The sequence below is a fragment of the Paenibacillus sp. UASWS1643 genome (assembly GCF_008693195.1).
GTDB lineage: Bacteria > Bacillota > Bacilli > Paenibacillales > Paenibacillaceae > Paenibacillus > Paenibacillus amylolyticus_B.
Map to the genome: position 1 here is coordinate 1,080,277 of NZ_VXKZ01000115.1, position 25,301 is coordinate 1,105,577.

Consider the following 25,301-nt stretch of genomic DNA (forward strand, 5'->3'; position numbering starts at 1 on the left):
TAATCCAACATGTTAGAATTCACTCGGATCAATCCTAGAGTTAACTCGAAGTCTACCCCCTGTGGAAAGGAATTTTATGAAAATGACCTATTCAATCGGTGAAGTTGCCAAAAAATTAGACCTTACGGTATATACATTGCGTTACTACGACAAGGAAGGACTCATGCCTTTTGTGGAACGTACCACGAGTGGAACACGTTTGTTCAAAGACTCCGACATTGACTTTCTAAAGATCATTCAATGTCTGAAGCTGACCGGCATGCCTATTAAAGACATTAAGGACTTCATTGAATGGTGCTCTGAAGGTGACTCCTCACTGAAGCAAAGATATGACATGTTTACGGAGCGAAAAGCTATTGTGGAAGCACAAATGGAGGAACTAAGAAGAACCATGGAAGTCATCGAGCACAAACGCTCCTACTACGAAACAGCTTTGGAGGCTGGGACCGAAGAGATTCATAAAATTAAACCGATGGAAAATGCCATCACCAATTGATGGTTCATACTTTCTATTTTCTAAAATTAGCGCACAAAAAAAGGAGCTTGAAGTCCTCTAATGGATTTCAAGCTCCTTTTTTGGGTACGTCTCTACTCATCATTTCTCCAAAAGTTTCATCGATACATGGATAATGCGATTTAATTTTTCTTTATCCATCGAGGTTCTTGCCATGGCTCGAATGCCGACAGAAATATTGTGCAGATACTCTGCCATTTCCTTCGCATCATGGTCTGAAGAAAATTCTCCATCCCGCTTTCCCCATTCGATGATCTGCTCGAACATTCGCTCTGTATCGTTAAATGATTCAAGGGACCGGTTGTCCACTTCCTGATCACGCGTACCTAGCTCCACAGCCGAGTTCACGATCAAACAACCCGATGGTGTCTCCTCTGCTTCACTGATCATAACATCGAAAATTTTATGCAGTGCTTCCACTGCCGTCTTGGATGCCTTGATTTCTGCAAGTAATGTGGTGCTGACCTTACCTCTGTAACGATCGATTGCCTGCAAGAACAGGGAATGTTTGTCGTCAAATGTATCATATATACTCCTGCGATGAATTCCCATATGCTCAACCAGGTCACTCATCGACGTTTTCTCGTAACCTTGTTCCCAGAAGATCTTCATTGCTTTATCCAATACTTCGTTTACTTCAAACTCTTTACTTCTAGCCATTCAACTTCCCTCCCAAAATCAATCTAACACATCGGGAACGATCAGTAAATAAAAGATGCAGATACCCTTTTCATTCTCATCTGATCATGTATTAGCTGAACCATAAGTGTATATCTTCTGTACTTGTTGTATATCATGACCTGTGTAATTGTGAATATGCAACCAGCAATCAGCATGTCTTATCCATTCACATCAAATGTTTGCCTATTCCTATCCGTTTTCTACCGCCTTTGGTCAATATACGATAGAATGTGATTATTATGTTGTGAGGAAAAAAGGAGAACTTTGCATGTCTGATCAAATACACGAACAACAAAACGAATTAGCCACACTCATTGACCGTTTTTCTGACAAGGACGGGGTGCATCCTACGGCTATCCCCTCATTATTTTTAATCCGCGAATCCGTTGTCACTGAACCTATATTTAGAGTGAATGAACCATCCTTCTGCATTATCGTTCAGGGTGAGAAAGAAGTCCTGCTGGGACAGGATCGTTTCCGGTATGGTCCAGGAAGTTATATCGTGGCAACCGTTGACTTGCCGGTTAGTGGACAAGTGATTCAAGCCTCGTCTGAGGCTCCCTATCTGGCCCTGAAACTTGAATTCACATCCAGTGAGATTCTGGAGGTATTGAACCATTCCGATTTCCCAGCAAGACCGCGGAAAACAACGAGACGTGCGATGTTTGTCAGCCAAGCTGAGCCGTCTCTGCTGGATGCAGTCGTCAGGTTAACCCGTTTGTTGGAAGATCATTCGGAAGATATCCCGCTGCTCGCTCCTTTGTTCAAAAAGGAAATTCTCTATAAAGTTCTGAAGGGCCCACATGGGATTGCCCTGGAACAAGCTACCATGGAGGGCAGCCACACCTATCGAATCAGAGACGTTATTGAATATATTATGAATCATTCTGAGCAAAATTTTCGGGTTGAGGAATTGGCGGATTTGGCAAATATGAGTACTGCCTCGCTGCACAGACAGTTTAAAGAAGTGACTGCCATGAGTCCGATTCAGTTTCAAAAACAACTTAGGCTGCAAGAAGCCCGCCGCTTGTTATTATCCAGGTCCACCGATGCAGCAGATGTAGCATTTCAGGTAGGTTACGAGAGCCCTTCCCAATTCAGTCGTGAATATTCTCGCATGTTTGGATTTCCACCCAGAGAAGACATTAAACGCCTGCGAGGTAAAACCGATGAGACGACTACCATCTCTTGACTGGTTACTGGCTAGTATCGTTCCTTTACCTCACCAAGTTTAACCTCAAAAAGGACTCCTTCTGTTTTGTCAGTCGGAGTCCTTCTCTATGCAAGGATTAATGAATATCATTAAATCGTTAAATCATTAATACATTAAAAACCAGTCTTATATTGTTTTGGAACGTCCGTTGTCTTGCGCAAAGCAGACGCAGCTTCCAAGGCCCAGTAAGGATTTCTTAACAGACCTCTTCCAACCGCAACGAGATCAGCTTCTTCATTGCCGATGACTGCATTCGCCAACGTAGGATCATCGAGTCTTCCAACAGCAATCACGGGTACATCAAGAGCTTTTTTGATTGCTTTAGCCAAAGGTACTTGATACGCCGCGTGAGTTCCTGGTCTGCCCCATGCAGCAATAGGTCCCTCCCCACCAGATGAGATATCAAATACGTCAACACCTGCCTCTTTATAAGCCTTGGCAAACTCGGAACTTTCGTTAATGCCATAGCCACCTTCTACATATTCTTTAGCTGAAATACGCATCATCAAAGGCATATCTTTCGGCATCTCTGCCTTTACAGCCTGAATGATCTCCCGGCCGAATAAAGTTAAATCTTGACCATATTCGTCTTCTCGCTTGTTTGTAAGTGGAGAATGGAACTGATGAATCAGATATCCATGTGCACCATGAAGCTCAATCGCATCAAAACCAGCTTTCACAGCACGCGCTACTGCACTACGGAATTTCTCAACCATTCCTTTTACTTCGTCCGTTGTGAGCGCTCTTGGTTGCTTGGAATTCTCATCAAAGGCGATCGCGGAAGGAGCTACTGGAACTTCAGCATCTTCTGCTTTGCGGCCCGCATGCGCAATCTGAATGCCAACCTTGGCACCATAACTGTGACACGCATCTACGATTCGCTTCAGAGCTGGAATCTGTTCATCTGACCATAACCCAAGATCATAATCTGAGATCCGTCCATCCGGCTCCACATCTGTCATTTCAATGATAATGAGACCTGTTCCTCCCACGGCACGACTAACGTAGTGCATGTAATGCCAATCGGTTGCTATACCATCTTTTTGCTCAACTGAATATTGGCACATTGGAGCCATTACAACACGGTTTTTAAGCTCTAGACTTTTAAAAGAATATGGACTAAACAAATCTGTCATCAAAATAAAACTCCCCTTTTCATGAATCACGTATAATAAAAATGCATGCGCAAGCATTGAAATAATACCTACAATTAATAACTCCGTATAATTTAGAACTCACATATATCTTTTACTTCATCACATAAAGACATTCAAATCCATGCTTTCGCAAAATACGGACAGCCTTTTTGGATTGAAGCATACCAGGTGACATTATAATTACGTTATCTTCTCGAAGAAGGTATTTTTCCCATGTGAAAGCAAGGCGTCCCAGTGAGATGTTAATCGTATCTGGAGTAGGATTAGCCATATAATCCGTCGCATCTCGAATATCAATCACTTTATACTGCCGGAAATCACGCTCATGTCTGAGAAATACTTCATAATCTATATATTCAAGATTGCGCAGTGGCCAAAATTGACGTACAACGATGAAGATACCCAATATGAAGGTCAAAAGCATCAACATAATCATTGTATAGCCCTCTCTTAATTCATCAGATATCGTCGAAAATTTTGTTTTGGATAAAGTCTACTCAGTGCCTCCTTTATACATGAATCACTGCATCTACATTAAATTCATGCGCATGCATTTAATTTAGCGGATATATTAATGAGTGTCAAGTCTTCTTATAGGGTAATGACTACATTACCCTATATTCACCCTAGTCCTAGAACAATTCTTTAGTGAGGTTCTCTAATCGAGTCTCAAATCCATTCTGTTCCAATTCAGTTTGCAAGACCTGATTAAACGTTTGGAGTGCTTTCTTGTATTTATTCTCTCCAAGCTCCGTAATACGAGTATAAATGCCACGACGGTCATCTTCACATGCATGTCTTTCCAGAGCCCCACAGTCTTTGGCTTCCATCCTAACAACGAGCCTGGAAGTAGCACTTTGGCTCAACCCCACCAGATCTTGAAGTTGCTGTAGGCGTAATTCCTTACCCTCCGCATTATATATGAAGTTTAACACATAAAATTCCTTCAAAGATAAGTCATATTGTTGAAGCAGAGCCTGTTCCAGCTTCTCGTTCAGATGGGTATGAATGTTAGAGAAAGCCAACCAAACATTCAAACGTTCACTCTTTTGCTGCAATCTGGATCACCCCACTTGATATTTAATGTTCATCAGCTGTTATCCTATTGTATCAAGCTTAATTACATTGGTCAAAATTCATCCAAGATCGACGTATATAACATTCTAATCTCATAAGAAGAGCATTCCCCCGTCCTGTAACGACGTTTGGAAATGCTCCAGTATTACCATTTATGCAGTAATCTTACTTCGCGGTAAGCAGGCTATCGGAAATAAATTGCAGCTGACCTTCCAACGTTAACGGATCGTTGTACGAGTCTGAAGTCGGATCAAGCTGGAACACCTGATTTGCCTTTACCGCAGGCAAGTTCTTCCATAATGTATTGTCATATACGATCTTGGGATCGGTTTTATCTCCCGACCACGGGCTGGTAAAGATGATATCACCTGCATACTCCGGTAATAGTTCCATGGAGATTGAAGCCCATCCGGTTCCGCTGTCAATCGCTTCAGCTTGGGCCTTGGCTGGTGCCTTAAGATCAAACTCCCCGTATATAATTTCACCGCCTCGACCATAGTTATGACCGAATACAAATAGTCCTTTGGCGTATGGATTCAGTATGGAAACGGTGCGATCGCCTACAGCTTCCTGAACCTTGGGCTTCAGTTCATTGATAATCGCTTCCCATTTAGCATTCCAAGCTTTAGCAGCGTCTTCTCTATTGGTGAGCTTACCCATTTCAAGCATTAGATCCTTGAAATTGCGCTTACCATATGCAATCTGTACAACAGGCGCAATCTGCTCCAGCTTGTCGATGCCCTCTGTTCCAGTGTACACGATAAATAAGTCAGGTTTTAAACTGATCAGCTTCTCGGGGGTAGGTGTATCACCCAGATCAATGGTACCCGCTGCTGCAAGTTGATCCTTGATATATTTGTTGTTCATCGCTCCTGATAAAGCGCCGACTACCGGTGCATCCAGAGCAACAAAGTAGCCTGTCGAAAATGATGTCAAATCAATAATGCGCTTAGGATTCTTCGGTACCTGTACTTCGCCTGCATCCGATTGATATGTAACTAGTTCCTCTTCGGCAGTTGCCGTTGAGTCAGTGGAAGAAGCTGAATCCGAGTTCGTCTTGTTTTCTCTCTCCGCAGCTGCATTCGTGCTGTCCCCGGTTGTACTATTGGTCGAGGCAGACTGACCACATGCACTAAGTACAATCAGCAAGATAAGTGCCATTATGATCCATATTGATTTTATCTGTTTAAGCAAAATAAACCCACCTTTTCGTTGATATTGATAATCGTTATCAACGATATCATGCTAGGCAGGATTTGACAAGCTATGTTTATTTCCCTCTCTCTATGAACTCTAACTTGCAAGTCACCAACTTAAACAGCTATCATCAATAGAGTAGACAAGTCACATTTATTAAACAGAGAGATCATTGAAAAACCAATGAAACGTATTCAAGGAGGACAACATGGAAGAGATTATATTGTGGTTAAAGTATTTGTTTTTAGGTATTGTTCAAGGTGCAACGGAGCCGATTCCCGTCTCCTCAAGCGGTCATCTGATCATCGCCCAGAGGCTCATGGGCATCAAGCAGAATGGATTGTCATTTGAGATTTTAACTAACACGGCATCACTTATCGCTATTATTTTTATTTTCCGGGAAGATATCAAAAAGTTGATTATTGGTGCACTCGGTTACCTGCGTACTCGTAAAGAAGAATATCGAGCTGACTTCATGTTTTGCTTATACATAATTATTGGTACGATCCCTGCTGCTGTCGTTGCAGTCCTGTTCAAGGACCGAATTGAAGAAATTTTCTCATCCGTATATACCGTTTCCATCGCGCTATTGATGACTGGAGTTGCCTTATGGCTTATTCGTAATCTTCGTGGTCGCAAGCAAGACGGTGATCTGTCTACAAAAGATGCATTGTTGGTAGGTCTGGCTCAGGCGGTCGCTCTTATTCCGGGGATTAGCCGCTCAGGGGCAACTGTAATTGCGTCCATTGCTGTCGGCATGAAACAGGAAACAGCTTTGAAGTTCTCCTTTATGCTGTACATTCCCATAAGTATTGGTGGACTCATCATGGGGGTATCCGACATTGCCAATGATCCGAATCGATCACAGCTGGCTATCCCTTATCTGATCGCATTCATCACGACGCTCTTCGTCACCTATTTCTCCATGAGATGGTTTATGGGCATTATGGCCAAAGGCAATCTGAAATACTTTTCGTATTACTGTTTTGCCGCAGGTACATTGTTGCTGATTTTCTTATAAAAAAAGTCCACACACCAAAAGGAACAACCAGCGATGGTTGTTCCTTTGTTGTATAGTGGCAGATCCTTAATGACCATAGCAAGAGCTAGACGGTCAGGCGCGTGGCCTTGTTGCTTCTGTTAACCAGCTCTGTAGCCGCGAACATGACACTGAATAGAATCAGCAGGATCAGGGGTACCATTGACATTCCCCATTGGCTGGCTATGAGTCCCATACCTAACGGGATGAGTGTTGAACCTGTATAGGCACTGGCCATTTCAAGTCCAATTACACTTGGGGATGACTTCTCACCGAAGCGTTCCGGTGTCGCATGGACAATGCTCGGATAGATCGGTGCTCCGCCCAATCCCACGATAAATAAAGCCCCTGCAGCAATCCAGTACGGAATCGGCATAACCAGGATAACCAATCCGAAGCATCCAACGATTCCACCATATCTGATGAGATTTTTGCTGGATACATGAGTCGAAAGAAAACCTGAGATTACGCGTCCCAAGATAATGCCAATGAAAAATAGGGAGGATAGTGCTGCGGCAGTACCTGGAGAAACTCCTTTGCTAACAATGAAGAAAGAAGCCATCCACAGACCGGCAGCAGTTTCGGAACCGTTGTAACAAAGCATCGCAAGCATCGACATCTTCACGCCGGGGATACGTATGGCCTCACGGTTGCTTACGCGTTTCTTCTCATCACCTGAACCCTCTACTCTGCCCTTCTCAAAAATCTTCCATAGAGACAAAGTTGATAATAAAATCACCGCGATCCCAAGCAAAATCAACCCCACAGTAACATATCCTGCACGCCAGTTGTTTGCTTGATTCAGCCAATATGCCATAACGAGTGGGCCTGTCACTGCGCCAATTCCCCAGAAACAATGCAACCAGTTCATATGCTTGGCCTTGAAATGTAATGCTACATAATTACTTAGTGCCGCATCCACCGAACCTGCACCTAAGCCGAGAGGGATCGCCAGAATCAGTAAAAACACAAAATTCTCAGAGAATGAGAATCCCAACAGCGCGATCGTTGTTAAGAGGATACTGAATAATGTGACTTTACCCGTTCCGAACCGATGTAACAATCGGCTGGCGGACAGACTTGAAACTACTGTACTAAATGAAATAATTAGCGATATGTAGCCAGCCATTTCTGTTGTCGCATGTATATCGTTTTTTATAACGGACCAGGCACTGCCAAGTAAAGCATCAGGTAATCCCAGCCCTATAAATGCGAGATAAATAATGATTAACAATAACGTGACCATCTGGGTGTCTCTCCTCAGTTTGTTTAATTTCTGATTCGCTTTGAACCACCCATATAATAATATTGATATTTCTATTGATGATCTTCCTATATTTTGACTCGTTATATCAGTATTCTGATATATTCTTGTTATCCTGTATCACTGGTTCAAAATAGGAATTTCTCCAAGCAAATTCTTCAAGTTAATGGCATCCCACGGCAGATGCTCAGTTATTCCTAATCCAACAACATCTGTTTCTTCAGACAGTTCTTTGATCAGATGAAGCAAATGAGGTAATTGCATGGTTCCCGCTGGTGAAAACAAATAAGGTTCCCCTGGTTTGGCGAATAACAATGAACGGAACATGTTGGGATCAAGCACATCCAGATCAAGGTGAATTGCCAGATGTTTGAACCCATTTTCTCTAATCCACTTCTTAATCGAATCTATGCCATGGGTTAATTCTTCAGTTCCAGCCGTTTGGATACCCAATCTTTGAATCACTTCGGTTTCCTGTTCTGTGGGGGTTGTCAACCCGGCCATGAAGATATGTTCAGGCTTTAAAGGGACTCTCACATGTTTGGCAAACTCCGGATCGCCTTCCCCAAGAAGGTTCCCAAGCGGTAAAGTATGACCATTATCATAGCCCGCGTACCTAACCAAATCACCATGGGCATCAATCCATATCAAACCAAGTTCTCCGCCATATCGTTCATTTAAATAAGCAAACGGGGCTTGTTCAACCAAACAGTCACCGCCAAACATGACAATGCGATCGGGCTGGTGAGCTTGAATAATATGCTGGGCAGCCTGCAATTGCTGAAGTAGCTGTGCTCTGCCTTTTATCCCGTTCTCGCTTACCAGAGATGTTCCATCATAAGCCTCAACAGGAACATGAATGAGAGGTTGATCATTGTCAGGTGCAAGCCATGCAAGCAGCTCCGCTCCAAAAGAGTAGTTAGGATTATCTCCACCTTGCCATTGTGGCATAAGCAGACGTATTGTTTTTTGAGTCATCGTAAATCTCCTTTACTTCAAAGTAAGGTTAGTATAAACTGAGCCCAAACAAATAAATAGTACGGTCTTTAGTGATAGGTACTACCCGAAAGGATAGTGTTAATGATGAGTATGGCTGAATACCACGGTAGAGTTAAAAATATTCAAGATACCCCTTTTGGATATACGTTGTCCGTTATTGGTGGCAAGTGGAAAATGGTGATTATGTATCTTCTGGCAGAAAACCCTCCTGTCCGCTTCAATGAGCTGAAAAGACAGATCGGAGCCATTACGTATAAAACGTTGAGTTCACAGCTCAAAGAACTTGAAGCAGATGGCATGGTAGAACGGAAAGAGTACCCTCAAGTCCCTCCTAAAGTCGAGTACCGACTGACAGTCAAAGCTGAGAGGTTACTGCCCGTTTTGGAAGGACTCTGCGAATGGGGGGCCCAACATCAAGACCCATCGATCAATAATAGAGCAGCGGATTGAACGCTTTTGCCTATATTTTCAGATGAAATAATTGGAGCAAATGAAGTATTAAAATGCAAAAAGTCGCCAATCAGCGACTTTTTGCATTTTATCTTATGTTCCTATGTCCGTTCAGCAAATAAAAGTTGTGCTTCGTAGAATTATACTTTTTCGTGTACCAGATCCTTCTGGTAGGCCAACACTCTGTCCCAATTTCCACTGAAAACAGGAATTCGATAATACCCTACACGCTCATACAGCGCTGCAGCTTCTGGTTGCAAAGGACCTGTTTGCAGTTTCAGATTGGTATAACCAAGTTCGTTCGCAAGACGCTCTGCCTCGGCCAATATAGCCTGGGCAATCCCTTTACGGCGGTAACCACTGCGTGTATACATGCGTTTAACTTCTACAGATGTTTCATCAAGGGGTCTAAGTGCTCCGCAACCAACCGGATACCCGTCGATCCTGGCAACGATAAAGGCCGCACGTGGCACCTCAACGTCTGACAGTTGAAATCCCGCAGTTCCATCTCCGCCATATAACAAACCGAGTTCTTCACTCAGTTCCTTGATCAATAACAGCGAATCTTCGCTCCGAATATCTTCAGCTGCTGCATGCACGATATGTGTCATCCCACATACCCCCTTTATCTTATTGGACTTATTGGTTTTAATGATATATCTAAATTATCATTCCCAACAGCAAGCGTCAATTCCCCCATTCATTGAATATTTCTATAAGTACACCCTATAAATACCCGAACGTATCTTATTGCCGTCTTTATTCGTTTACATAAGAAATGTAATGAGCAACGATAAATATGAAGTCCAACTCTTGGAGGTCTGATATTATGGAAATTTCAAAGGGAATAACGATGCTTCAGCTTGATTTTAAGGGGAATTTGATTCACCCTGTTCTGATATGGGATGAAGAAATGGTTATGTTAATAGATACCGGTTTCCCTGGACAATATGACGATTTGCGTATCGCACTCGAAAAGATTGGTGTGCCGATCAGCCAACTTAAAGCGGTGATTCTGACGCATCAGGATGTGGACCATATAGGCTGTCTTCCCGAGATTTTGCAGGAGTGTGACTCACAACAAGTCAAGATATATGCGCATGAGCTGGATAAGCCATATATTGAGGGACAACTCCCTCTTCTCAAAGACGGTCACCTTGAGCATCCTCCAAAGGGAAAAGTAGATGAAACGGTGACTGATAGTCAGGAACTGCCGTTTTGCGGTGGAATTCGCGTTATTCATACACCTGGTCATACGCCAGGTCATATCAGTCTATATTTGATGGGCAGCAAGACGCTCATCGCCGGAGATTCAATGTACAGTGTAGACGGCAGGCTTGGAGGCATTCATGAACCTACTACACTGGATATCGAAACAGCTCGTTGCTCCTTAAAGAAGTATATGGAACTCGACATTTCATCTGTGGTTTGTTATCACGGTGGACTAAGTCATGGGAATGTAAATGAACAGATCTCAGGGCTAGTTAAGAGTTTATAATTTGAATTTGCTGTTGCGCGAATAATTCATGTATATGCCACTACAATTCTCTATCATTATGCATAGTCTTCCTATGGTTTGGCATACTGCAAAATGGCTGTAGCCGCACGAATTCGCAGCTCTTCTTCTTCACTGTGCAACGCTTCCTTCAGCACATGAATAGCTGCTTGAATCGTGGCTTCATCTACTCCTGTTGAGAGAGAGTTGGTTGCTTCAGCTGCTATGCCGACTGCAAGTCCGCGATCCAGCTGTGCTTGTGAAACAGGATGCTCAAACTTTGCAAGGGTGGATGAATCTTTTAGCAGTGCCTGAACTTTGTCATTTAGCTCAGCGAGAGGAATACGACCCAACCATGTAACTCCGCGACGGTGACAGATCAAGTCGTTTTCTGTGCCAGTGGAATCGTCGTAATAATAATCCCCGATATCCCCAACATACGTCCATTCATTATCGCTAATTAATACATAATCTCCATCCTGCATGAGGTTAGCAAACATATGTAGTGTCGCGAGTGTGCTCGCCAATTCTGACTCGTCCAATCTATAGTGTTGAACCAGCTGTTCTTTCCATAGTTCCGGGGGCGCTTGTTCCAGATCCCCTGTACCTGACCAAGCAATACCAATATAGTTGTCTTCCAGAAATGATGCTACTCTGTTGACTCCGTGCACGGTGGACTGGATGTGATACAGATTCATGCGTACCGCCTTCCTTTCTTTCAATCATTCGTATGAACATAGTTAACCATTGTAACATTAGTGGTATCTATTTCAAACGTAATGACTTCTTCAAGTTCTATACTTCATGCTGAACACACCTTTGGATATAGCCCCAGGCTATAACTAGATATAATTTAATGGAATTACATTATAACTCCGGATCTGTGATAAATTTTGTGTAACATAAAAGCAGAGGGGTTTTAAACGATGACAAAAAGTAGTGTATTGGGATATCCGCGTATTGGTGCTGATCGGGAATGGAAGAAAGCGTTGGAAGCGTTCTGGGCAGGCAAGCTGGAGGAATCAGAATTTCACGCACGTTTGCAGGAGATCCGTATTGATCATTTGCGCAAGCAACAAGCAAAAGGCATAGACATCATTCCAGTTAATGACTTTAGCTATTATGATCATATCCTGGATACGGCCGTGATGTTTGGCATTATTCCCAAACGTTTTGCATATGATGGTGGCTCCGTTCCGTTGTCCGTATATTATGGCATTGCCCGGGGAACGAAAGATGCTGCAGCAAGCGAAATGACAAAATGGTTTAACACCAACTATCACTACATCGTACCTGAACTGGACGGGGCTTCTCCAACTCTCACGGAGAACAAACCGCTTCTCGCTTATCGTGAAGCAAAAGAAAAACTCGGCATTGAAGGAAAACCGGTTATCGTTGGTCCCCTAACCTTCCTGAAGCTCTCCAAAGGCTATGATAAATCCGAGACGGACACTTGGTTGGACCGCTTGCTGCCACTTTACACTCAATTGCTTCAAGAACTTGCAAGCGAAGGCGTTCAGTGGGTGCAGATCGACGAGCCTATTCTGGTAACCAAATTAAGCGATGAAGACGTACAGCGTCTGAATAAAATATATAAAACATTTGCCACAGCCGTTCCAGGCCTGAATATTATGTTGCAAACGTACTTTGAATCTGTCGAAAACTACAACGATATTGTTGCACTGCCCGTTCAAGGTGTAGGACTTGATTTTGTACACGGACTCTCTGGTAACACACAGTCTATTCGGACATCCGGTTTCCCGGCAGACAAAGTACTCGGTGCAGGTATTATTGATGGACGTGGGATCTGGAAAGCTTCCCTTCAAGGAAAACTGAAGTTGCTGAATGAACTGTCTGAGTTCGTGACGCCTGAACGTATCATCGTGCAATCATCTTGCAGCCTGCTGCATGTGCCAGTAACCACAGACCGTGAGGCAAAACTTACATCTGAACTGAAGAATGCACTCGCATTTGCAGATGAAAAGCTGGATGAGATTGTTCTTTTGACTACAGCCTTATCTTCACCAAGTGCAGAGATTACCGCTAAAATTAACGAAGCAGAGCTTCCTCTTCTGGCGCTTCAGCAATCCGAAGATCGGAACCGTACCGCTGTACAGAAAGCCGTTGCTTCCATCAGTGTTCAACAGCCGGAGCGCTCCCGTCCTTTTGCCGAGCGTCATGAAGCCCAACAGGCCAAATGGCAATTGCCACTCTTCCCGACAACAACGATTGGTAGTTTCCCGCAATCTGCTGAAGTCAGAAAAGCACGTCAGTTGTGGCGCAAGGGTGAGTTGAACAACGAACAGTATGCTGCCTTCATCCGGGAGCAGATTGATATCTGGATTAAGATTCAGGAAGAGATCGGAATTGACGTACTGGTGCATGGTGAGTTTGAGCGTACCGACATGGTTGAATTCTTTGGCGAGAAACTTGCCGGTTTTGCCTTTACACAGTTCGGCTGGGTACAATCATATGGTTCACGTTGTGTGAAGCCACCTATTATCTTCGGTGATGTTGCATTTACCGGTGAAATGACGGTGGAAGAAACGAAATATGCCCAATCGCAGACTGAGCGTCCTGTCAAAGGCATGTTGACTGGCCCGATTACTATCATGAACTGGTCATTCGTACGTGAAGACATTGCTCGTGAGCAGATTGCCTATCAATTGGCGTATGCTCTAAGACAGGAAGTCGAAGCACTTGAACAGGCAGGTATTGGCATGATCCAGGTTGACGAGCCTGCTGTTCGTGAAGGGCTTCCGCTGAAAGAAAATGAACAAGCCGATTACCTGGCTTGGGCCGTCAAAGCGTTCCGCATCTCCACGTGCACGGTGCATGAAACGACTCAAATCCATACGCATATGTGCTATTGCGAATTCCATGACATGATTGATTCCATTGAAGCTATGGATGCGGATGTTATCTCCATTGAGACATCCCGTAGTCACGGTGAACTGATTCATAGCTTTGAAGAAAATACGTATGAGCTGGGTATCGGTCTTGGCGTATATGATATCCATAGTCCACGTGTCCCAAGTGTGGATGAAATGAGCAGCATGATTGAACGCGCCCTGCGTGTTCTTGATCCGAAGCTGTTCTGGATTAACCCGGACTGCGGATTGAAAACCCGTGGACAGGAAGAAACGGTAGCTTCTCTGCGTAACATGGTTGACGCAACTAGAATCGCTCGTAACAATCACGCTTCAGCTGCTGTATTGTAATCGGCTGCGAAGCAGTATAACTTCAAAATAAAAGCCGGACATCCCTTCGTTAAATGGGTGTTCGGCTTTTTATCTGGTTACTTTTTGTAGTTACTTTTAACGTCCATTCATTTCACTTGTAACATGGCGATCTCTGGCGTACAACTAGATACTCTCTTCCAGCCATTGCTGCAATGGTATATCTTCGGTCAGTTCACCGAGCAGTATGTGACGGAACTCCCCATCCCTATCAATGACCATTGTTGCGGGTAAACCTGTAATACGATACATACCTGATATGTTGCCCGTCACATCAATGATCACCGGAAAATCAAACGCCTGCTTATCCATAAACTCACGGATCGTGCCCTTCGATTCCCCCACGTTAACAAACAGGGTTTCCACGTCATTCTGATAGTTCTGAGCAATCTGGTGAACGAGCGGCATCTCCCTTACACAGGGCGTGCACCATGAAGCCCAAAAGTTAATCATGACGGCTTTGCCCCGATAATCGGACAGGCTGACCTGTTCGCCTGCTGAATTAACTGCTGTGAACTCAGGAGCCACGGCACCAGCTTGAATAGCGTTGCCACGCTCAGACTCGGGTGTCGATACATTTTCGAAAATGGCCCATGCACCTGCGAGCAATGCGATCACACCAATCAAAATTGTAAGTGTACGTCTGCTTTTAAAACTGTTCTTCTGCAATAAACTCACCTTCACTTTAAACCAAGACTTTGATGAAATGCTGCATGGAGCGAACCAAATTGATCACGAAAGTCGTGAGTGGCGCCCTCTCCAACATTATGTCCATGGTTCATGAATATCACCTGATCCGCAATGTCGTCTGCGATCTCCAACTGATGGGTTGAGAACACGACCATGTGACCATCCTGTTTGATTCCCTTGAGCAGCTGAGTTAATTCCTGCATCCAAAATGGGTCCAATCCATTTGTTGGCTCATCCATGATGAGCAGTGGAGGTTTCGACAGCACAGCCTGGGCGAATAACACACGTTGGCGCATGCCTTTGGAGAAGGTCGTAACCCGGTTTTTCTTTTGATCTTCCAAACCTACCATGGTCAGTACTTCCTGTACTCTCTCCTTGGGAACTTTCCTCAGAGAAGCCCAGAACAGAAGCATTTCCTCCGCACTCAGTCCTTGATTAAATTGATAATCGTCCGGCATATATCCAATCTGCTCTGAATAACGCTTGCGCTCCTTCAACCATCGCACATTGTTCACCGTAACCTCACCGGAGGTAGGCCGAAGAATTCCAGCGATCATACGCAGTACCGTGCTCTTTCCTGCGCCATTCCCTCCACAGAGGGCAAGGACTTGTCCAGAAGTCAAATGAAAGGAAATATCCTCAACAATCGGTTGCTTTTTAATGGATTTGCACAATCCTAACACTTCGAGCCCTACTTTATCCATGAAAACGCCCCCTCTCCCAGATCGCATATACCGCCAAGATAGAGAAGGTTATCCAGAACAGGCATATCCCGATGAAGATCCAACTGCCACTTGGTTGCTGCACCCACTCCACCCATCGATAATATTCTGGTCCAAGAATGGAGCCGCCCCCTAGTTTGATCACGACATACAAGCGCACCAGCTCGGCCGGATTGATGAGTGTTAGCATAACCAGCAGCGGTTTTACCCACAGATAAGGCATCAGTCCCAGCACAGAGAGCAATAAGGTCGGCCACCCAATGACAGCGAAAAACCATACGGTCACGGAGATCGTCAAAGCCTGCCACCGATTACGCGACAACGAACCGATAAATAGAGCCAGCGTCAGGAATAACAACACCAGTCCACACGAGAATGCCAGAAAAAGAAGATATGTCATGACATCCAGTGGATTCCCGATTACTCCGCTAATGACTCCCATCAGGCCGTATCCAAACGCAACAATGGTGATCAATACAATCGACAGCCCAAGATATTTCCCAACAATAAAGGACATCGTGCCAATGGGATACGTAGACAGCAGTTGCCAGCTGCCGTCTTCCTTTTCAGATGTTAGTGAGAAGGAACCGAGGAATAGCGTCATTAATGGCAAAAGGTAGAGAATGAGATTCAACATGGAACCTGTGGTGCCCGAATATCCTTCAACCAGATTCTGCGAATTCAGAAGTAACAAGCTTAAGCTAAAGGTGCAAAAAAGGATCAGAAACGAATACGCCCAAGGATTGCGAAATCCCATTTTCACTTCTCGTCTTGCAATCTGTATCATATCTGACATCATTGATCACCATTTTCTATTGTCATACTTAGTGGCCTGACTCTTCTTTCATCTCACCTTCCTGATGCATCTCATTACCGTCTCCTTCTTCACCATGTCCGTGCTCATCATGCCCATGTTCACCCATCATGTCCATATTCTCTGTGTTCTGTTTCCAGTCATGGGAGGCAAGATCCTCAGCGGTCATAATGGTTCCAACACCTTGCTCTGCAATGAAAGCTTCAGCCGAAGGCTTGTCCTTAAAGTTAAGAATTCCATATGCCATGGGCGTGCGCAATGAAGCGTCGTATACATACGTGGCTTTGCTGTATTCAATCCATTCCTTGTCATTGTAATCACGTACATAGTCCATGCCGATGTTATCTGTGCCATTTTCTGTTTTCCACTGGTTCATGCAGCCGATATCATCGAACTTGTAATTTTGGCCGTCTTTCGTAGTGAGCTGTGTTGCATATGCATCGTCCTTCACTTGCATTTTACAGATCGCACAGATATCCACGTCTTCATTAATCGGCAATGCCGCGTATTTAGTTCCGCAAGCGGTTAACAATACCATGCCAAACATAAGTACCATAACCATAAACCATCTTCTGTTCGAACTTTTATTCATTTTCGTAATACCCCCATATAGATGATTATAAAAGTTGCCATACCCAACAGAACTAACCCGAACATCCACACCAGATTGGAACCTGCTGCCCTTTCCACTGACAAGTGCAGATCAGATTCCGTATCCATGCTCATTCGTGGCGATTTGTCGGTAGTCCATTGTTCTCTGCCTTCTGTAAACAAGTCACTCAGAAAGACCATACCCGGTGATTGGAAAAAGAGCTGATACGCAGAATTTCGACTGACCAGTTGCTCATAAAAAGGATTGATCGCATAGGAAATTTCACTGATTCCATCCTGATTCAGGTCGAGCCCCTGAAAGGAGTCCCAGTAATTCTCCATCAGAACATTATTCGAACTATCCAGCGCCGAAGCTTCAATGACATTAGACACCATTCGGTTACGTGTAAACTCATTAGCCTCTGCCAGAACAAGCTGGATGCCAACAAAGTTCCGAAGCACCGCATTGCCACGGAACTCATTGCCCGATGACTCTGCAATATTCATGCCGACACGATTACCTTCCACAACATTGTTGTGAACAGAGGATTGATGTACGTCATACAATAGAATCCCTTGGGAATGAACATTGGTACTCTGTTTGCGAAAAGAATTGCCCGATATAACCGTATTCTTGACGCCCATAATCATGGCACCTGTCATGTTCTCCTCTCCGGTATTATCCATGACAGAAGAGCCGTCAATGTACATACAGTGGATGCCATACCTTGTATGTAACAGCCTATTATTTTGTACCGTTGACTTGCGACTGTTCTCCAGATAGATTCCATCCCTCATGCCCGTGATCTCATTGGCTTTAATGAAGCTATCATGGGAGTTGTAAAGATCAATGCCATTGCCCTTCTGGCCACTGGAGGCAGAATCAACTCCGACCCACGTAATGTTGTTCCGCTGAATCGCTGCATGACTCGAATTCCGGATGATCATCCCATAACCCTGGGTCTGAATATGCAGATCCATGATTTCACTGTTGTTCCCTTCAACCTGAATGGCTGCAGTCTGTTCATTCGTATCATGTTCAATTGTAAAACCGCTCAACTTTACCCCATCCGAACGAATCATTATCGTAGAGGTGGCTTCCGCATTAACAACTACGACCGTAGGATCGCCCTTAATGGTGATGTTCTTATCAATCGTCACGGGGCCTGAATATAGCCCTGATTCAAGTACAATGACATCTCCGGATGCAGAACGGTCAATAATTGGCTGGAGGGGAATGAGATCACGTTGTCCGGAGGAGGCCATGATTGCACCGTGCGGAAGGGATAGTAAGAGCATCATCATTCCAATTAGAAAAATGAAACCCGTAACCCGACTCTTCTTACAACTGTTGAATGCACCCAATCCTGCCCAAGGATTACTCATGATTCAAACCGCGCAATTCCGGCTTCTTGTTGCAGTTGCTTATTGCTGTGGCAATGTATTCAACGGGTCTTACGTTGATCCAAAATATACGTTGGTTGTACACACCATCCCTCCATTCACTCAAAATCAACTCTCCATGTTACTCATTCATTGAAGCAACGTAATAAATGAAGCGTTATCACAATCCTGATCACAGTGTACTTAAAATGATATTTATTCCATATAGCTCAATTAGGCTATAGACGCTACATTTTTGTGTCGATATTGTGATGTAAACAAAAAAAGCCGCCAAATTGGCGACTTCTGCGTAATGGTGTTAGGCAAATGGATAGGTCCAGAATGTTTCTCTGCCAAAACGGGCTTGGATCTCTTCTGAATTCAACTCTCGATCTCCGACAAGCTCGGCTGCCTGAAACTGTGAACGGTGGGCGCGGATTGATGCCATTTTTTGTTTCAAAAATCCGGATACATCAACGATTACATCCGCTTTACCAATGAATTGTTCCTGGTTGTGGGCAAATGCAACGCAATGAACCAATGGACGCTCTCCTACAGGAAGACGACTAATCGTCCGAATGACGGCCTCTCCCGTCGCATCATGATCGGGATGTACACTGAACCCTGGATAGAAGGTAATCACAAGGGATGGATTCAGTTCCTTGATCAGTGCCATGATGCTATCGTCGAGCAGTTGCGGGTCTTCGAATTCGATCATTTTATCGTGGAAACCAAGCATTCTTAAATCCTGAATTCCAATGGCTGCTGAAGCTTCAATCAGTTCTTGTTTGCGGATCTGAGGCAATGTGACGCGGTTAGCAAATGGAGGAATCCCCATGTTACGTCCCATCTCGCCCAGTGTTAGACAAGCATAGGTAACGTGAGAGCCACCTTCTATGTACTTGGCTAATGTTCCGGACACTGAGAAAGCTTCATCATCAGGGTGAGGATACACCACCAAGATGCGCTCATGCTCATTATCTATAGTTTTCATCGTTATTTGATCCTCCGCTTTCTTCAGAACATTTCCCGACTCAGTTGTAATGCCACAACCAGCTTGCCCTGGGTGTCGTGACCAGCCAGAATCAGTCTTTCTTGGTCCTGTTCGTCAATATGTGTAAGGCCTTCGGCGTATATCCATCCCTGAGTGGTTTTTAGACCAACCCGGTATGGACCCGTACCGGAAATGGACCCCTGAGTATATCGTATGGCCGCATTGGAAATGAATGCCGATGCCGGATGCTTCGAACTGTCATAGTGATGTGCATACGCTCCTGACGTGAGTTCGAGGTGTACGTATATGTCCTTATCAGCAAGGTGATTGATCCGGAGCTGAATATCTTGAGATTGTATCGGCTGCATGGCGGCCTCCTTGTCTAATGTAATTGTACGAATTTCATTTTAACATAACTACGTAAGAATATACATGGAATAACGCTTCTCCCTCTCATGTAGCTTTTGGTTAGAACCAGCCTAGCTCCAAGAATGCTGTCCGCTTATAACGCTTGTTCGGAACAGCTACCGGTCTTCACAGTCTGTACCTGATACATATTTACGGTCGTACTGATCAGATAATCCGGTTTTTCCTGTGCTCTCTTCTCACGGTGCCCTTGGATATGTACGTCACTTTTCTCCCAATTCTTCCACGCTTCTTCCGACTCCCAGCGAATGATGACCATCACTTCTTCGTTCTCTGCACGTTTCTTATTGACCATGACACTGAAATCAATCAGACCGGGCATGTCCACAACGGGAGTTGGACCACTGAAACGTTCCACAATTTTATCGCTATATCCCTTTTGGACAATGATACTTCGAGTTTGAATCAACATATTCATTCCTCCTGGTAGAGTCACATTCCTCGCGTTATGCGAGACGTGTGAACTTTTATTCTCTTATTTTAATCTAATTGAAAATCATTATCAATGAAAGGAAGTCGATTTCATTTGAAAACAAGAACAGATTTATGTGTTTTTTTCTCTTTTTATTCATTGATGAACTCTATATTATGAAGTGTAGGCAAAAAACACCCATGATGAACACCCTTAAATCATATCATTGAATTATGCTCAAACGTGTTTGGAAAGGAGTTAAACTTGAATTGAAACCTCTAATACAACTACTTCATTTTGGCTATCATCAGGCCATGAGCTGCATATTTCCCGTAGCGATCTTTGGAACACTGGCCCTGTCCAGCATAATTCCTATTCCTTTCCTTCATCGATATGATGCCATTCTGCTCGTATTGCTTGCTGTGCAGTACCTGATGTATCGAAGCGGCTTGGAAACCAAGGATGAAATCAAGGTCATCTGTGTATTTCACATTATAGGCCTGGTGCTGGAGATTTATAAAGTATGGATGGGATCATGGTCATACCCTGAGCAAGCATACACCAAAATACTTGGTGTCCCTCTTTATAGCGGATTCATGTATGCAAGTGTAGCCAGTTTTATGTGTCAGGTGTGGCGAAGACTGCGAATGGACATGACCGGATGGCCTGGTTTTGCACCTTCCATGTTGCTGGGAGCAGCCATTTATATTAACTTTTTCACTCATCATTTTATGCCCGATTTTCGCTGGTGGCTGACGGCGCTTGTATTTATTGTCTTCTGGAAAACATGGATTATTTACCGGGTACGAGCAACGACCTATCGAATGCCCTTATCGCTTGCTTTTATCATTGTTGGTTTCTTCATTTGGACTGCTGAGAACATCGCTACCTTCTTCAATGCCTGGAAATATCCTGATCAGCATGATGCCTGGCAACTGGTTAGCTTTAGCAAAATTAGTTCTTGGTTTCTGCTGGTCATCATCAGTGTCATCATCGTTGCGCAGCTCAAATATGTGAAAGCCAATCGAACCGCAGATGAATCATAACCTGACGAGCCAATACATCCCCTTATCACAAAAACAGCAGCACTTCTAGACTGGAAAATAAGTCTTTGAGTGCCGCTGTTTTGCTCTTCAGACTGTTCAGTACTTTGAAAGTATTCACAGCAACTGATAATTGCTACGTGAAAAGGCGCCTAATGTGGACTTTTTATTGCATATGTCCAGATGCTATCTGCTCGAGCACTAGTTCCCCACCAACTTCAATTTCAAGCTCATAGATGCCATTATCATCAAGTTCACATAAGCAGGCACTTTTGCTGAGCATCACGCATCCGTTCACCCATTCAGGAATATGAAGCTTCGTATTGATCCGCCGGTCCGCGACAAGTTCTGCCCGGAAGAAGTCCGAATTCCGGTTCCATGTACAGGACATTCTACCTCCTGGTATGCACCAGTCACGAATGGAACCTTGTGTCCACCGTTCTGGCAATGCTGGCAGTAACTTGATCCATTGTTCTGACACATAGAGCAGCATTTCCTGTACTGCATTAACCCAGCCCATATTGGCATCCAGCTGAATCGGAGCAGCGGGCATGGACATACATACCCCCATATTGCGCCAGTCATTATGCAAGGTATACCCATTACTCAGAACACAGGAGCGTGCAAGAATATCGAGACTTTCCAGCGCCCGCTCACCATTGCCAAGTCGAGCATATATGGACGACATATGTGCAAGGGACCAACCACTCTGAGCACCAAGCCTTCGCTGATTAACTGCTGTCTCGAACGCTTGGTACAGCTCTGGCTGTTCTTCACGGGTGAGCTCCTGTCCTGGAAAAACAGGATACAGGTGTGAAAGATGACGATGATCACGTCGATCTTCAAACGCAGGATGCAGCCATTCTTTCACAGCTCCCTCCGCTTCAATTAGATAGTCAGGCATATGCTCCAGCATGGCTTCCCAGCACGGAATCTTAGTCGTATGCACTCCAGTTAGTCGACTGGCTGCAATGACATGCTGTAGCAGTTCTTTAATAATAGCAATGTCCATGGTGGCATTAATGGCTGTAGGCATAGGATGCGCCAGTGGCTGTCCATGCTTAGGCATAAAATTCTCAGGTGTATTCTCTGGCGAAACAGACGGGTATATCTTGTATTTTCCGTCTTCACCCAGCACCAGAAAATCTTCATAGAACTGAAGAGCCTCCTTCATGAAGGGCAGGGCTTCCTCGAGCAGAAACTGCTTATCTCCAGTGAACTGATAATGTGCATAATAATGTCTGGCGATCCATCCTGCTGCTCCGGTCCAGTTCATAATTACCGGAACAATCTGGTTAGGCACACCGATACCCGGTGTTGTTCCAGCGGGAATGTAAATCCCTCGGCAGCCATATAACTTGCGAGCATTGTCGCGAAAGTCATCCATTAATCCGTTGTAATAGCGGAACAACGAACGATTCAGATGGGATAAACCACCTACGTCAGTGTGCCAATACATCATTTGCACATTCTCATTCGCCATATTGTGACCCCAGATCAAGCGATAATCACCACCCCACAAGCCGTATAATCCAAATGGCAATCCGCTATGTTCAGAGGTTCCGCTGATAAATAGATATCGACCATAGGCCCACATCTTGCGCACAAACCCTGTAGGTGCTTCACCTTCATAGGCTTCCAGAAGTAAGTCTTCATTACAGCGCCCGTCATCCGTTTTATCACCCAGATCAAGCTCAGCGGACCGAAACAACGGTTGATGCAGTGAGATATGCCGATCCAGCAACGTATAGTAGTCGCTCTCAAGCGATGCGAGTTCCTGCTTCAACCGTGTCCATTCCTGCGCTCGTCTGCCCGTAGCAAACATTTTAACAAGCACAAGCACTTTTCCAGAGGTCTGGAAATGAAGTTGCCTGCTAAGCATGTCTTCGTTAGGTTCGCTTTCCTTTTGTTGATCATGACTCAAACCAGGTATTTCGTTCAATTGGATCAGTCGCAGCACCGCTCCGTAGTCCTGTCCATCGTCATTTTGCCCGCCATAGCACAGATAGTCTCCACTATCATCCCGATCAATTCTTATCGTTATAGACGACTTTAGTGCGTTGAACTCCTCATCTTCTCTCACCCTGTCGCCCTGCGGAAAATGCAGGCCTATCGTCCCCGACAGCAATGAATGCTCAGCCGAATCTGTTCCCTGCGCACTTGTTCCATCTTTCACTCTATGAGTCTCGATCTCATAGACAACACAATCGTCTGCACGCGAGACGAACAGACTTCTTGTATAGTTGTCACTTCCGTCCTGCCAGCGCACCTGAACTTCCCCTGTGTCCATATCCAGTTCCCGCCGATATTTGCGAAAAGCGTTATTACACTTCATTTCCACCGTCATTGTAGCCAGTGGATATCGGGAAGACAACTTGGACGCGTAACCTTCTGCTTGCAGTGTACGGGTCAGATGCCAGCTTGCCTCCAAATATCGTTCCTCATCCATTAACTTACGGGTTTCTGATAAGGTATGACTGACATCGGGCAGTTCATCTTTGCGCCCCCAATGCCATAATTCACTGTGCTGCAAGAGCACAGTTTCCGTCTGAATTCCGCCTTGCACTGAAGCACCAAGCTTACCGTTTCCGGAAGGAAGCGCTTCTCGCCACAACCCTTGCCACCAGGAAGAAGGATATTTTAGCAACAACTTGTTCCTGTCCGGCCGTATGCCTGTAGTGTCTGTGTGATCAGTGTGTTGGTTCACGCTTTTTCCGCCCCAAGTCTCTCCATCTCAATACTGGCTAGCAAGAATGGGGCTACGCCCATCTGCACATCGCTAACGACCTGTTCACTGATGTAATATTCATAAGAACCGTCCCGATACTTCTTCCCACCGAGTCCGGCACCATGACAGATCTGGTGCAGATGCACCCCTTTTTCATCTTCAGTGACTAACTGCTTCAATATTCCAGCATAGGCATGATCAACGACTTCACGGTCCAGTTCAGCCAGATAATGTAACCGAAGGCCTTTCGCGAGTGCATAGGTCAGCATACAGGAAGCAGAGGCTTCCAGATAATTGCCGGCTCTTCCGTTCTGATCCATCACTTGGTACCAGAGTCCACTATCATGATCCTGAACATGAGCAATCGCGTATGCCATTCGTTCAAATATGCCCATAATCTGTCCGCGCTGTGGGTGATCCACGGGAAAGTGCTCCAGTGCATCTACCACGGCCATTGCATACCATCCCATGGCCCGGCCCCAAACATGAACGGATCGACCAGTATCTTGAGCGCACCAGCGTTGTTCCCTGCTCTCATCCCAGGCATGGTGGAGTAGGCCATTACGCGGATTACGGGTCTTTCGCTCGATCAACAAAATCTGTCGTGCCACTTCATCGAAGCTCTCGGGATGATCGAAGGTGCTCGCATATTCCGCCAGAAACGGTGAAGACATATAAATGCCATCCAGCCACATCTGAAACGGATATATTTTCTTATGCCAGAATCCACCTTCACTTGTCCGTGGCTGTCCTTTAAGCTGGTCAACCAGGTGCAAAATTGCCTTAGCATATTTGTCATTGCCGGAATTCTTCCACTGGTTGAACAGATTTTTGCCTTCATTGATCATATCCAGGTTGTAATCATTCAACAGGTAGGTCCGAATGGTGCCGTCATTCTCGATGAGGTCATCCATGTGACGCTGGACAAGTTCCGCGTAGCGGGATTGTTGATTCCATTCGGCAGCGCGTTCCAGTGCCATCAGCGTCATCCCGCCCACATAGCCCCATTTGCCTGCAATCTTGGGATGATTGCCATTCTGGCATTCGGAAAGCAAGGTATCTGCTATTTTGACAGACATTCTCCGTTCTTGTGTCACTGACTTTGTCGAAGTTCCAACCATATCGAAATCCTCCTTCTGATGGATTATGCCATCTGTACCGTTCATTCGGGGT

Annotated in this window: 27 protein-coding genes; 7 read left to right on the forward strand and 20 right to left on the reverse strand. The window is 44.8% G+C overall.

What is annotated here, in order from left to right; translation table 11 throughout:
- Positions 1 to 82 precede the first annotated feature (82 nt).
- On the forward strand, positions 83 to 496 hold the full coding sequence (locus FE296_RS29030) for a MerR family transcriptional regulator (protein ID WP_017688550.1): 414 nt from the start codon (positions 83 to 85) through the stop codon (positions 494 to 496).
- 99 nt (positions 497 to 595) lie between these two features.
- Here FE296_RS29030 and FE296_RS29035 read toward each other — a convergent pair whose 3' ends face one another.
- Positions 596 to 1,174: a TetR/AcrR family transcriptional regulator gene (locus FE296_RS29035; RefSeq protein WP_150367289.1), complete on the reverse strand. Its 579-nt coding sequence runs from the start codon at positions 1,172 to 1,174 to the stop codon at positions 596 to 598.
- A gap of 289 nt (positions 1,175 to 1,463) precedes the next feature.
- Between FE296_RS29035 and FE296_RS29040 the strand changes: the two genes are divergently transcribed.
- On the forward strand, positions 1,464 to 2,387 hold the full coding sequence (locus FE296_RS29040; RefSeq protein WP_150367290.1) for an AraC family transcriptional regulator: 924 nt from the start codon (positions 1,464 to 1,466) through the stop codon (positions 2,385 to 2,387).
- 134 nt (positions 2,388 to 2,521) lie between these two features.
- Here the strand turns inward: FE296_RS29040 and FE296_RS29045 are convergent, their stop codons facing one another.
- The 4 genes from FE296_RS29045 to FE296_RS29060 form a co-directional block, all read right to left on the reverse strand.
- A complete protein-coding gene (locus tag FE296_RS29045) occupies positions 2,522 to 3,544 on the reverse strand; it encodes an NADH:flavin oxidoreductase/NADH oxidase (protein ID WP_150367291.1) in 1,023 nt (340 codons plus the stop codon).
- Between the two features lie 112 nt (positions 3,545 to 3,656).
- Positions 3,657 to 4,001 (reverse strand): rhodanese-like domain-containing protein, encoded by a 345-nt coding sequence (locus FE296_RS29050; protein ID WP_124114643.1) that lies wholly within the window; start codon positions 3,999 to 4,001, stop codon positions 3,657 to 3,659.
- A gap of 196 nt (positions 4,002 to 4,197) precedes the next feature.
- Positions 4,198 to 4,623: a MarR family winged helix-turn-helix transcriptional regulator gene (locus tag FE296_RS29055; RefSeq protein WP_150367292.1), complete on the reverse strand. Its 426-nt coding sequence runs from the start codon at positions 4,621 to 4,623 to the stop codon at positions 4,198 to 4,200.
- A gap of 184 nt (positions 4,624 to 4,807) precedes the next feature.
- Positions 4,808 to 5,836 (reverse strand): ABC transporter substrate-binding protein, encoded by a 1,029-nt coding sequence (locus FE296_RS29060; RefSeq protein ID WP_150367293.1) that lies wholly within the window; start codon positions 5,834 to 5,836, stop codon positions 4,808 to 4,810.
- 211 nt (positions 5,837 to 6,047) lie between these two features.
- On the opposite strand from FE296_RS29060, the gene FE296_RS29065 reads away from it, so the two are divergent.
- A complete protein-coding gene (locus FE296_RS29065) occupies positions 6,048 to 6,860 on the forward strand; it encodes an undecaprenyl-diphosphate phosphatase (protein ID WP_150367294.1) in 813 nt (270 codons plus the stop codon).
- Between the two features lie 85 nt (positions 6,861 to 6,945).
- On the opposite strand, the gene FE296_RS29070 is transcribed toward FE296_RS29065, so the two are convergent.
- Both FE296_RS29070 and FE296_RS29075 read right to left on the reverse strand, forming a co-directional pair.
- A complete protein-coding gene (locus tag FE296_RS29070; RefSeq protein WP_124114640.1) occupies positions 6,946 to 8,124 on the reverse strand; it encodes an MFS transporter in 1,179 nt (392 codons plus the stop codon).
- A 138-nt stretch (positions 8,125 to 8,262) separates the two neighbouring features.
- On the reverse strand, positions 8,263 to 9,120 hold the full coding sequence (locus FE296_RS29075; protein ID WP_150367295.1) for an arginase family protein: 858 nt from the start codon (positions 9,118 to 9,120) through the stop codon (positions 8,263 to 8,265).
- Positions 9,121 to 9,225: 105 nt separating this feature from the next.
- On the opposite strand from FE296_RS29075, the gene FE296_RS29080 reads away from it, so the two are divergent.
- Positions 9,226 to 9,591 (forward strand): winged helix-turn-helix transcriptional regulator, encoded by a 366-nt coding sequence (locus FE296_RS29080; RefSeq protein ID WP_124114638.1) that lies wholly within the window; start codon positions 9,226 to 9,228, stop codon positions 9,589 to 9,591.
- 140 nt (positions 9,592 to 9,731) lie between these two features.
- Here the strand turns inward: FE296_RS29080 and FE296_RS29085 are convergent, their stop codons facing one another.
- On the reverse strand, positions 9,732 to 10,202 hold the full coding sequence (locus FE296_RS29085; protein WP_091016394.1) for a GNAT family N-acetyltransferase: 471 nt from the start codon (positions 10,200 to 10,202) through the stop codon (positions 9,732 to 9,734).
- A 218-nt stretch (positions 10,203 to 10,420) separates the two neighbouring features.
- On the opposite strand from FE296_RS29085, the gene FE296_RS29090 reads away from it, so the two are divergent.
- Positions 10,421 to 11,089 (forward strand): MBL fold metallo-hydrolase, encoded by a 669-nt coding sequence (locus FE296_RS29090; RefSeq protein WP_150367296.1) that lies wholly within the window; start codon positions 10,421 to 10,423, stop codon positions 11,087 to 11,089.
- 71 nt (positions 11,090 to 11,160) lie between these two features.
- Here FE296_RS29090 and FE296_RS29095 read toward each other — a convergent pair whose 3' ends face one another.
- Positions 11,161 to 11,784: a hypothetical protein gene (locus FE296_RS29095; protein WP_150367297.1), complete on the reverse strand. Its 624-nt coding sequence runs from the start codon at positions 11,782 to 11,784 to the stop codon at positions 11,161 to 11,163.
- A gap of 228 nt (positions 11,785 to 12,012) precedes the next feature.
- On the opposite strand from FE296_RS29095, the gene metE reads away from it, so the two are divergent.
- The gene (metE, locus tag FE296_RS29100) at positions 12,013 to 14,307 is read left to right on the forward strand and encodes a 5-methyltetrahydropteroyltriglutamate--homocysteine S-methyltransferase (RefSeq protein ID WP_150367298.1); all 2,295 of its coding nucleotides are present in this window, start codon (positions 12,013 to 12,015) and stop codon (positions 14,305 to 14,307) included.
- Positions 14,308 to 14,451: 144 nt separating this feature from the next.
- Here the strand turns inward: metE and FE296_RS29105 are convergent, their stop codons facing one another.
- The 9 genes from FE296_RS29105 to FE296_RS29140 form a co-directional block, all read right to left on the reverse strand.
- On the reverse strand, positions 14,452 to 14,994 hold the full coding sequence (locus FE296_RS29105; RefSeq protein ID WP_150367299.1) for a TlpA family protein disulfide reductase: 543 nt from the start codon (positions 14,992 to 14,994) through the stop codon (positions 14,452 to 14,454).
- 11 nt (positions 14,995 to 15,005) lie between these two features.
- On the reverse strand, positions 15,006 to 15,719 hold the full coding sequence (locus FE296_RS29110) for an ABC transporter ATP-binding protein (protein ID WP_150367300.1): 714 nt from the start codon (positions 15,717 to 15,719) through the stop codon (positions 15,006 to 15,008).
- The gene (locus FE296_RS29115; RefSeq protein WP_150367707.1) at positions 15,712 to 16,533 is read right to left on the reverse strand and encodes an ABC transporter permease; all 822 of its coding nucleotides are present in this window, start codon (positions 16,531 to 16,533) and stop codon (positions 15,712 to 15,714) included. Before FE296_RS29115 ends, FE296_RS29110 begins: the two co-directional genes overlap by 8 nt.
- Before the next feature lie 28 nt (positions 16,534 to 16,561).
- A complete protein-coding gene (locus FE296_RS29120) occupies positions 16,562 to 17,143 on the reverse strand; it encodes a nitrous oxide reductase accessory protein NosL (protein WP_124114631.1) in 582 nt (193 codons plus the stop codon).
- Positions 17,140 to 18,528 (reverse strand): right-handed parallel beta-helix repeat-containing protein, encoded by a 1,389-nt coding sequence (locus FE296_RS29125; RefSeq protein ID WP_223869086.1) that lies wholly within the window; start codon positions 18,526 to 18,528, stop codon positions 17,140 to 17,142. The genes FE296_RS29120 and FE296_RS29125 overlap by 4 nt, the downstream gene beginning before the upstream one ends.
- Positions 18,521 to 18,652 (reverse strand): hypothetical protein, encoded by a 132-nt coding sequence (locus FE296_RS33870; RefSeq protein ID WP_263364281.1) that lies wholly within the window; start codon positions 18,650 to 18,652, stop codon positions 18,521 to 18,523. Before FE296_RS33870 ends, FE296_RS29125 begins: the two co-directional genes overlap by 8 nt.
- A gap of 192 nt (positions 18,653 to 18,844) precedes the next feature.
- Complete coding sequence (gene bshB2 / locus FE296_RS29130; RefSeq protein WP_124114630.1) at positions 18,845 to 19,519, reverse strand: bacillithiol biosynthesis deacetylase BshB2; 675 nt, start codon at positions 19,517 to 19,519, stop codon at positions 18,845 to 18,847.
- Between the two features lie 23 nt (positions 19,520 to 19,542).
- Positions 19,543 to 19,887, reverse strand: a complete 345-nt coding sequence (locus tag FE296_RS29135) for a YojF family protein (RefSeq protein ID WP_150367301.1) — start codon at positions 19,885 to 19,887, stop codon at positions 19,543 to 19,545.
- A 134-nt stretch (positions 19,888 to 20,021) separates the two neighbouring features.
- A complete protein-coding gene (locus FE296_RS29140) occupies positions 20,022 to 20,357 on the reverse strand; it encodes an antibiotic biosynthesis monooxygenase (RefSeq protein ID WP_124114628.1) in 336 nt (111 codons plus the stop codon).
- Between the two features lie 233 nt (positions 20,358 to 20,590).
- Here FE296_RS29140 and FE296_RS29145 point away from each other — a divergent pair, with 233 nt between their 5' ends.
- On the forward strand, positions 20,591 to 21,403 hold the full coding sequence (locus tag FE296_RS29145) for a DUF817 domain-containing protein (protein WP_411860608.1): 813 nt from the start codon (positions 20,591 to 20,593) through the stop codon (positions 21,401 to 21,403).
- Between the two features lie 163 nt (positions 21,404 to 21,566).
- Here FE296_RS29145 and FE296_RS29150 read toward each other — a convergent pair whose 3' ends face one another.
- Positions 21,567 to 24,107 (reverse strand): glycosyl hydrolase family 95 catalytic domain-containing protein, encoded by a 2,541-nt coding sequence (locus tag FE296_RS29150; RefSeq protein WP_150367302.1) that lies wholly within the window; start codon positions 24,105 to 24,107, stop codon positions 21,567 to 21,569.
- Positions 24,104 to 25,249 carry a glycoside hydrolase family 88/105 protein gene (locus tag FE296_RS29155; protein WP_150367303.1) on the reverse strand — a complete coding sequence of 382 codons (1,146 nt, stop codon included), beginning with the start codon at positions 25,247 to 25,249 and terminating at the stop codon, positions 24,104 to 24,106. The genes FE296_RS29150 and FE296_RS29155 overlap by 4 nt, the downstream gene beginning before the upstream one ends.
- Positions 25,250 to 25,301: the final 52 nt, after the last annotated feature.